The sequence below is a fragment of the Rhizobacter sp. P2_D12 genome (assembly GCF_056404395.1).
The window spans coordinates 1-6,309 of record NZ_JBFUEB010000195.1 but is presented as its reverse complement, the minus strand read 5'-3'; the positions used below and the strand labels follow the sequence as shown (position 1 = coordinate 6,309).

Here is a 6,309-nt window from a genome sequence, read left to right as displayed (position 1 = left end):
CCTGCAGGCCGCGGCGCGCCCCACCCTGCAGCCGGTGCGCCAGGCCCAGCAAGCGCTGCGCCGTCGCGCGCACGCCCTGCCCGGGCCGCGCCAGCCGCAGCGCCGCGCGATCGATCAGCTGCGCCTGCTGGTCCAGCACGTGGTGCACGCGGCGCTGCATCAGCGTCGCGAAGGCCGCCAGCGTCTCGGCCAGTTCGCGTGTCGGCGGCGCCGCCAGCTCCGCCGCGGCCGTCGGGGTCGGCGCGCGCAGGTCGGCGGCGAAATCGGCCAGCGTCACGTCGGTCTCGTGGCCGACGCCGCAGATCGTCGGCAGCGGGCTGGCGGCAATCGCCCGCACGACCCGCTCGTCGTTGAAGGCCCACAGGTCTTCGAGAGACCCGCCGCCGCGGCACACGATCAGCGCATCGACCTCGGCACGCGCCGCGGCCTGGCCCAGCGCCTGCACCAGCGCCGCCGGCGCGTCGGCGCCCTGCACCAGGCTGGGGTAGATCACCACGCCGACGTGCGGCGCGCGGCGCGCCAGCGCGGTCAGCACGTCGTGCAAGGCCGCGCCCGACGCCGAGGTGACGACGCCCAGCCGGCGCGGGTGGCTGGGCAGAGGCCGCTTGCGGGCCGGGTCGAACAAGCCTTCACTCTCGAGTCGTGCCTTCAAGCGCAGGAACTGCTCGTACAGCGCGCCCGCACCCGCCTGCTGCATCGATTCGACGACGAACTGCAGCTCGCCGCGCGGCTCGTACACCGCGATCCGGCCACGGATTTCCACACGCTGCCCATCCGCCGGGCTGAAGGCCACCAGGCTGGCCGCACGGCGGAACATCGCGCAGCGGATCATCGCCTGCTGCCCCTCCGCATCCTTCAGGCTGAAGTAGCAGTGCCCGCTCGCAGCGCGCGAGAAGCCCGACAGCTCGCCCTGCACCACGCACGCGCCGAAGCGGGCCGACAACGCATCGGCCACCGCGTTCACCAGCCCGGCGACCGACCACACCATGCGCTCGCCCCGCGGCACGGACCGCTCAAACATGGGCAAACCCAGCGTTCATGCGGGTCGAGAACTCCACAAGCCCGTCAAACAAGGGCTGGCGCGGCGAATCGGCTGTCACACCGCATTCACAATTACCTAAGTCATTGATTTGCAATGTATTTTTCATGCCTAAAGTTTGAGCAATCTGAAGCAGAGCCAGACTTGGCGCGGCTTTGGCGCTGTCACCGACCGGTTGCCCACAAAGTTATCCACAGTTGCGGTGGACCGGTGGCGCGAGTCCGGGCGAACAGCGGATGTAGTCGTTCCGTAGTACAGCGACCACCGACCGGCGAACATGCGGTTGCGCCTCGGAGGGCTGGCTTGGGGCCATAATCGCGCGTCCAAAAAACAGCAGAGAGGGACCGGATTGTTTTCGATCATACAAGCCGCCGGATGGCCGATTTACCCGTTGCTGCTGTGCTCCGTCATCGCACTGGCACTGATCATCGAGCGGCTGTCGAGCCTGCGGCCCGCCCGCATCGCCCCGCCGCGCCTGCTCGATGAAGTCATCTCGGTCACGCGGGCCCACCTGCCCGCCGCCGACGTCGTCAACAAGCTGGCCGACAACTCGCTGCTGGGCCAGGTGCTGGCCACCGGGCTGCGCGCGATCATCGCCGACCCGCGCATCAACCAGGACACCCTGCACGGCGCCTTCGAATCGGCCGGCCGCACGGCGGTCCACAAGATGGAGCGCTTTCTCAACACGCTGGGCACCATCGCCTCGGCCGCGCCGCTGCTGGGCCTGATGGGCACGGTGATCGGCATGATCGAGATCTTCGGCTCGCAGGCGCCCACCGGCGGCAGCAACCCGGCGCTGCTCGCGCACGGCATCTCGGTGGCGCTGTACAACACCGCCTTCGGCCTGATGATCGCGATCCCGTCGCTGATCGCGTACCGCTACTTCCGCGGCCTGATCGATGCCTACACGCTCGAGATGGAACAGGCCGCCGAGCGCATGGTGCCGCACCTGATGCGCTTCACCGCCGTGCGCAAGGCCGGCTGAAGGACGATGGCGATGAAGTTCCGCAAGCACCATCCCGAGGAACCCGAGATCAACCTGATCCCGTTCATCGACGTGCTGCTGGTGATCCTGATCTTCCTGATGCTGTCGACGACCTACTCCAAGTTCACCGAGCTGCAGGTCAGCCTGCCGGTGGCCGATGCGGACAAACCGCGCGAGAACAACAAGGAAGTCATCGTCGCGATCTCGGCCGAAGGGCGCTACGCGGTGAACCGCAAGACGCTGGAAGGCCGCAACGTCGAGCTGCTGACGGCAGAGTTGCTGGCGGCGTCCGAAGGCGCCAAGGACGCGATCATCATCGTCTCGGCCGATGCGGCCTCGTCGCACCAGTCGGTGGTCACGGTGATGGACGCCGCGCGCCGCGCCGGCCTGGCACGCCTGACCTTCGCCGCGCAGACCTCGCAAGGTGGCGAGGGCCGCTGAGCGGCCTGCCGCCGTCCCCGTGCCCCTCGCCCTTCGCCTGCAACGCGCCTGGCTGGCGCGCGGCGCGCTCGCGCGGGTGCTGCTGCCGCTGGCCTGGCTGCACGGCGCGATCGTCGCGCTGCGCCGCGCCACGTTCCACCGCGGCTGGCGCCGGATCGACAGGCTGCCGGTCCCGGTGATCGTCGTCGGCAACCTGATCGCCGGCGGCGCCGGCAAGACCCCCACCTGCCTCGCGGTCGTCGAGCTGCTGCGCCGGCACGGCTGGACGCCCGGCATCGTGTCGCGCGGCTACGGGCGCAGCGATGCCGACGACATCCTGCTCGTCACGCCCGACACCCCCCCCGCTGCCAGCGGCGACGAACCGCTGCTGATGCGCCGGCGTTCCGGGGCACCGGTGGTGGTGGGACGGCGGCGCGCGCTCGCGGGCCGCCGCCTGCTCGAGGTGCGCCCGGAAGTCGACGTGATCGTCTGCGACGACGGCCTGCAGCACCTGCCGCTGGCGCGCGACGCGCAGGTCATCGTGTTCGACGAACGCGGCGCCGGCAACGGCTGGCTGCTGCCGGCCGGCCCGTTGCGCGAGCCGATGCCGGCCGCACCGCCAGCGCGCAGCGTCGTGCTGTACAACGCACCGCAGCCGTCGACGCGCTGGCCCGGCCACGTGGTGGGGCGCCGCCTCGCGCGTTTCGCGTCGCTGCAAGCGTGGCGCCATGGCGATCCGACGACGGACGCTGCCGACCTGCGCGGCCGCCCTCTCCTCGCCGCTGCGGGCCTGGCCCACCCGCAGCGCTTCTTCGACATGCTGCGCGAAGCCGGGCTCGAGATTTCCGAGCTGGCCCTGCCCGACCACCACGACTTCGCCACGCTGCCGTGGCCGGCCGGCACCACCGACGTCATCGTCACCGAGAAAGACGCCGTCAAGCTCGATCCGGGCCGCCTGGGCGGCAGCCGCGTGTGGGTCGCGACGCTAGACTTCCAGCTGCCGGCCGCGTTCGAAGCCGAACTGCTCGCGCTGCTGCCTGCCCGCCACTGAACCAAGGACATCCGATGGACACCCGACTGCTGGAACTGCTGGTGTGCCCCCTGTGCAAGGGCCCGCTCGAACACAAGCGCCCGCCGCAGGATGCGGTGCACGAACTCGTCTGCAACGCCGACCGCCTGGCCTTCCCGGTGCGCGACGGCATGCCGATCATGCTCGAGGCCGAGGCGCGCTCGCTCGACACCGCCACCGGCGCCGGGAGCGCTGCGTGAGCTTCACCGTCCTGGTACCGGCACGGCTGCAGTCGACGCGGCTGCCGCGCAAGCCGCTGGCCGACATCGGCGGGCTGCCGATGATCGTGCGCGTCGCCCGCCGTGCGGCCTTGTCGGGCGCGCAGCAGGTGGTGGTCGCGGCCGACGACGCCGAGATCGTCGCGGCCTGCCGCGCCCACGACGTCGCCTGCGTGCTGACCCGCACCGACCACCCGACCGGCAGCGACCGGCTGGCCGAGGCCTGCGCGCAGCTGGGCCTGGCGGCCACCGACCTGGTCGTCAACGTGCAGGGCGACGAACCGCTGATCGATCCGGCGCTGGTCGACGCCTGCGCCGCGCTGCTGCTGTCGCAGCCCGACTGCCCGATGAGCACCGCCGCGCATGCGATCGACAGCGTCGACGAGATGCGCAACCCGAACGTCGTCAAGGTGGTGCTCGACGGCGCAGGCCGGGCGCTGTATTTCTCGCGCGCGCCGATCCCGTGGTGGCGCGACGGCTATGCGGCCGGCATCGAGGCGCTGTCGGCGTCGCCGGCCCCGCTGCGCCACATCGGCCTCTACGGCTACCGTGCCGGCTTCCTGAGGGATTTCCCGAAGCTGCCGCCCTGTCCGCTGGAGCAGGTCGAATCGCTGGAGCAGCTGCGCGTGCTGTGGCACGGCCACCGCATCGCGGTGCACGTCAGCGCGGCACGCCCCGGCCCGGGCGTGGACACGCCGCAAGACCTGGAGCGGGTGCGCGCGCTGATCGGCTGACGGGCGGGTGAAAACCCCGAGGCGCGGGCCTCGCGCGGCCTGTTCCGCGTCAGCTTCGCGCAGGGGGTCGCATGCTATTCTCGACGCGAAAAGCCCGTGCCTGCGCCCGCCGCTGCCGAGGCCACAAATCCCATAAATCGAGGAAGACTGATGAGACTGATTCTGCTGGGCGCCCCAGGCGCCGGTAAGGGCACGCAAGCGGCGTTCATCTGCCAGAAGTTCGGCATCCCGCAGATCTCCACCGGCGACATGCTGCGCGCGGCCGTCAAGGCCGGCACGCCGCTGGGCGTGGCCGCCAAGAAGGTGATGGACGCCGGCGGCCTGGTCAGCGACGACATCATCATCGGCCTCGTCAAGGAACGCATCGCGCAGCCCGATTGCGCAAAGGGCTTCCTGTTCGACGGCTTCCCGCGCACGATCCCGCAGGCCGATGCGATGAAGGCGGCCGGCGTCAAGCTCGACTTCGTGCTCGAGATCGACGTGCCCGACGCGGCCATCATCGAGCGCATCAGCGGCCGCCGCGTGCACCCGGCCTCCGGCCGCAGCTACCACCTGAAGTTCAACCCGCCCAAGGTCGCGGGCCGCGACGACGTCACCGGCGACGAGCTGATCCTGCGCGACGACGACATGGAAGAGACGGTCAAGAAGCGCCTCGACGTTTACCAGAAGCAGACGCGGCCGCTGGTCGACTACTACGCCGGCTGGGCCGCCACCGGCGATGCCGCCGCACCGAAATACCGCAAGATCTCGGGCACCGGCACGGTCGACGAGATCACCGGGCGCGCGCTGGACGCGCTGAAGTAACGGAGCGCGACGCATGGACATCGCAGGCAAGGTCTTCATCGTGACCGGCGGGGCCTCGGGCCTCGGCGAAGGGACGGCGCGCATGCTCGCGGCCCACGGCGGCAAGGTCGTGATCGCCGACCTGCAGGCCGACAAGGGCGAGGCGGTCGCGAAGGAACTCGGCGGCGTCTTCGTGCGCTGCGACGTCAGCCAGGAGGCCGACGGCCAGGCCGCGGTCGCAGCGGCCACCGCGGCCGGCAAGCTGATGGGCCTGGTCAACTGCGCCGGCATCGCGCCGGCGGTGAAGACGGTGGGCAAGGATGGGGCGCATCCTCTCGCGGTGTTCGCGAAGACGGTGACCGTCAACCTGGTCGGCAGCTTCAACATGATCCGGCTCGCGGCCGAGGCGATGAGCCGCAACGCGCCCGAATCGACCGGCGAGCGGGGCGTGCTGGTCTCCACGGCCAGCGTCGCGGCCTACGACGGGCAGATCGGCCAGGCCGCCTATTCGGCCTCGAAGGGCGGCATCGTCGGCATGACACTGCCGATCGCGCGCGACCTGGCGCGCAACGGCATCCGCAACATGACGATTGCGCCGGGCATCTTCGGCACGCCGATGCTGTTCGGCATGCCGCAGGAGGTGCAGGATGCGCTGGCCGCCGGCGTGCCCTTCCCGAGCCGCCTGGGCACGCCCGCGGACTACGCGAAGCTGGTGCACCAGATCATCACGAACGAGATGTTGAACGGCGAAGTCATTCGCCTGGACGGCGCCATCCGCCTCGCGCCGAAGTAGCCCGGATGGAGCGCAGCGCAATCCGGGAGCGGCGTGGCCGACGCTTCCCGGATTGGCATCCGGGCTACTTGCGCCTGGCGTAGAGGGCCCACAGCCTCGCCAGGTCGGCCGTGCCATCATTGCCCTGCACGGTCTTGAAGCCGGCCGCGGCCTTGGCGTGGTCGCCCGCCGCCAGCTGCGCGATCGCCAGATGCAGCTTCRCATCGTCCGGGCGCTTCGTGCCCTTGGCCAGCCCCTGCTGCATCAGCTCCAGCCCCGGCTTGGCCTG

General features: G+C 70.7%; 8 protein-coding genes and 1 pseudogene. 7 read left to right on the top strand and 2 right to left on the bottom strand.

Translation table 11 applies throughout. From position 1 onward, the window contains the following. The coding region (gene xseA, locus AC1DYN_RS31265) for an exodeoxyribonuclease VII large subunit (protein ID WP_477966482.1) at positions 1-1,021 on the bottom strand (1,021 nt) is incomplete at its 3' end. Between the two features lie 367 nt (positions 1,022-1,388). Between xseA and AC1DYN_RS31260 the strand changes: the two genes are divergently transcribed. The 7 genes from AC1DYN_RS31260 to AC1DYN_RS31230 all read left to right on the top strand — a co-directional run bounded on the left by AC1DYN_RS31260 (position 1,389) and on the right by AC1DYN_RS31230 (position 6,041). Continuing rightward, a complete protein-coding gene (locus tag AC1DYN_RS31260; RefSeq protein WP_477966480.1) occupies positions 1,389-2,024 on the top strand; it encodes a MotA/TolQ/ExbB proton channel family protein in 636 nt (211 codons plus the stop codon). 12 nt (positions 2,025-2,036) lie between these two features. Beyond that, positions 2,037-2,465: an ExbD/TolR family protein gene (locus tag AC1DYN_RS31255; protein ID WP_477966478.1), complete on the top strand. Its 429-nt coding sequence runs from the start codon at positions 2,037-2,039 to the stop codon at positions 2,463-2,465. 19 nt (positions 2,466-2,484) lie between these two features. Next, positions 2,485-3,495, top strand: a complete 1,011-nt coding sequence (lpxK, locus tag AC1DYN_RS31250; RefSeq protein ID WP_477966476.1) for a tetraacyldisaccharide 4'-kinase — start codon at positions 2,485-2,487, stop codon at positions 3,493-3,495. A gap of 14 nt (positions 3,496-3,509) precedes the next feature. Beyond that, positions 3,510-3,713 carry a Trm112 family protein gene (locus AC1DYN_RS31245; protein ID WP_477966474.1) on the top strand — a complete coding sequence of 68 codons (204 nt, stop codon included), beginning with the start codon at positions 3,510-3,512 and terminating at the stop codon, positions 3,711-3,713. Beyond that, complete coding sequence (kdsB, locus tag AC1DYN_RS31240) at positions 3,710-4,465, top strand: 3-deoxy-manno-octulosonate cytidylyltransferase (protein WP_477966472.1); 756 nt, start codon at positions 3,710-3,712, stop codon at positions 4,463-4,465. Before AC1DYN_RS31245 ends, kdsB begins: the two co-directional genes overlap by 4 nt. A gap of 150 nt (positions 4,466-4,615) precedes the next feature. Then, the gene (adk, locus tag AC1DYN_RS31235) at positions 4,616-5,269 is read left to right on the top strand and encodes an adenylate kinase (RefSeq protein ID WP_477966470.1); all 654 of its coding nucleotides are present in this window, start codon (positions 4,616-4,618) and stop codon (positions 5,267-5,269) included. A 13-nt stretch (positions 5,270-5,282) separates the two neighbouring features. Continuing rightward, on the top strand, positions 5,283-6,041 hold the full coding sequence (locus tag AC1DYN_RS31230; RefSeq protein WP_477966468.1) for a 3-hydroxyacyl-CoA dehydrogenase: 759 nt from the start codon (positions 5,283-5,285) through the stop codon (positions 6,039-6,041). A gap of 64 nt (positions 6,042-6,105) precedes the next feature. On the opposite strand, the pseudogene AC1DYN_RS31225 reads toward AC1DYN_RS31230, so the two are convergent. Beyond that, a pseudogene (locus AC1DYN_RS31225) lies at positions 6,106-6,309 on the bottom strand (tetratricopeptide repeat protein); the annotation flags it as partial.